This is a genomic window from Hymenobacter agri, assembly GCF_054778495.1.
This window is the reverse complement of sequence record NZ_BAAGZM010000755.1, coordinates 1-1,762: the sequence shown is the minus strand read 5'-3', so window position 1 is coordinate 1,762 and position 1,762 is coordinate 1. Positions and strand designations below refer to the sequence as shown.

Genomic DNA, 1,762 nt, shown 5'->3' with positions numbered 1-1,762 from the left:
CAGCACGTCGAGCAAATCGGCCGCGTGGCCGGCTAGGCTGCCGTGGCGTTCGCGGCTGTACTCGCCCACCGCCGAGCCGCCGGTGCCTACCAAATCGAGGTGCACCACGCGGTAGTGGGCCTCAAAAGCCGGCAGCAGTGGCTGCCAGATGCTTTGGTTGCAGCCCAGGCCGTGCAGCAGCACCACCGCCTGCGGCCCGCGGCCCGAAACGTGCACGTTGCTGCGCGATAAAACGAAGGAAGGCGAATGGCTCATGGGAAAGAATAAACCAGGGTAGAAAAAAGGCCAGCCCACGGCTTTAGGGAAAGGCGGCGCAACAGGATTTTTCCAGAATTGGGAATTAATTCTTGATTTGACAGCGAGGCCGAAGAAAGAATATTTCGAGTGCCTGTGGTGAAATGATTGTTTTTAAGTGCCTTGTAGAATCGCAGTTGAGTTGCGAGGCCTTGGGAAGCCGCCAGCGCCACGCTGCACCCGATACAGGGGCAAAAAGGTTTCCAAAGCCAATCGGCAGACCGGCACCATACTAGTGCGCCCCGCCTTCCGGTACCGGCTCGTGGGAGCCAGCAACCGAAAAGCGGGGCGCGAAAAAAGCGGGTTAAACGCGGCTTACGTCGGCAACAAATCCTGCTTCAGAAAGGCGTCGATAGCGGCCAGCGTTTGCTGCGGGGCACTGAGGTGGGGGCAGTGTCCGCCGGTTTCAATCACGCTGATGCGACTGTCGGCCAGCTGCTCGTTGATGTAGTGGCCCACGGCCAGCGGGGCAATCACGTCGTGGGCCGACTGCACCACCAGCGTGGGCGTGTTGAGGAACGCCAGTTCCGGCCGCGTGTCGGACAGGAAGGTGACGCGGGCAAAGTGCCGGGCAATTTCGGGGTTGGTGCGCACGAAGCTGTTGGTGAGCTCCAGCACCAGTTCCGGCGATTCGTCGGCGCCCATCATCACCGGCGAAATGCCCCGCGACCAGCCCTGGTAGTCGGCGTCCATGGCCGCTAGCAGCTCGTTGATGTCTTTTTGCTCGAAGCCGCCGGCGTAGCCCTGCTCGTTGATGAAGCGTGGCGAGGGCGAAATCAGCACCATTTTGCGAAAACGCTCGGGCTCGCGCACGGCCGCCAGTACGCCAATCATAGCGCCCACCGAGTGGCCCACGAACACCACATCGTAGAGCGCCAGCGTGCGCAGCACGTCGAGCAGGTCGTCGGCGTGGCCGGCCAGGCTACCGTGGCGCTCGCGGTCGTACTCATCGAGCCGCGAGCCGCCGGCCCCCACCAAGTCGAGCTGCACCACTTGGTAGGTGGGCTCGAAGTGCGGCACCAGCAGGCGCCAGCTGGCCTGGTCGGCCCCCAAGCCGTGCAGAAAGACCATGGCGGGCGTGCCGGGCCCACTGGCCCCGGAAACGGTAACGTTGCTACGCTCCAGAATAGTAGTAGCAGAATAAGTCATAAGCAGTAAAAAAGGACAACAGCTATTTCGGGAGCCGAAAAAACGGCCACCACGGCTAAGGTAGCGAATGGCATTGAATGAATGAAAAATAGTAATAGTACTGGTATTGGGCTATATACCATAATGGCTGAATAATGGATGGTTAACTCGCTAAGCCGAACGAATCTTTGCCGCAACGCAGCGTATTCTTGCAGCTACATGCTACGCCTGCTCTGTTTGCTCTTACTGGCGCTGCCCGCCGTGGCCCAGCGCTTCGACGCCCGCCTGAATGCCCCGCCCGCCGGCTTCACCTGGCAGCCCTTGCCCGACGCCCGGGCGG

2 protein-coding genes are annotated in these 1,762 nt (G+C 61.1%); both read right to left on the bottom strand.

The genetic code is table 11. The features are described 5' to 3' along the window. Positions 1–255, bottom strand: a 255-nt coding sequence (locus tag ACYVDE_RS21790) for an alpha/beta fold hydrolase (RefSeq protein ID WP_460503642.1), incomplete at its 3' end; no start/stop codon positions are given. Between the two features lie 354 nt (positions 256–609). Continuing rightward, on the bottom strand, positions 610–1,443 hold the full coding sequence (locus ACYVDE_RS21785) for an alpha/beta fold hydrolase (protein ID WP_460503641.1): 834 nt from the start codon (positions 1,441–1,443) through the stop codon (positions 610–612). Positions 1,444–1,762 lie beyond the last annotated feature (319 nt).

Coding starts and splice junctions, on each gene's coding strand:
- ACYVDE_RS21785 (WP_460503641.1), bottom strand. CDS start 1,443: ATGACTTATTCTGCTACTACTATTCTGGAGCGTAGCAACGTTACCGTT.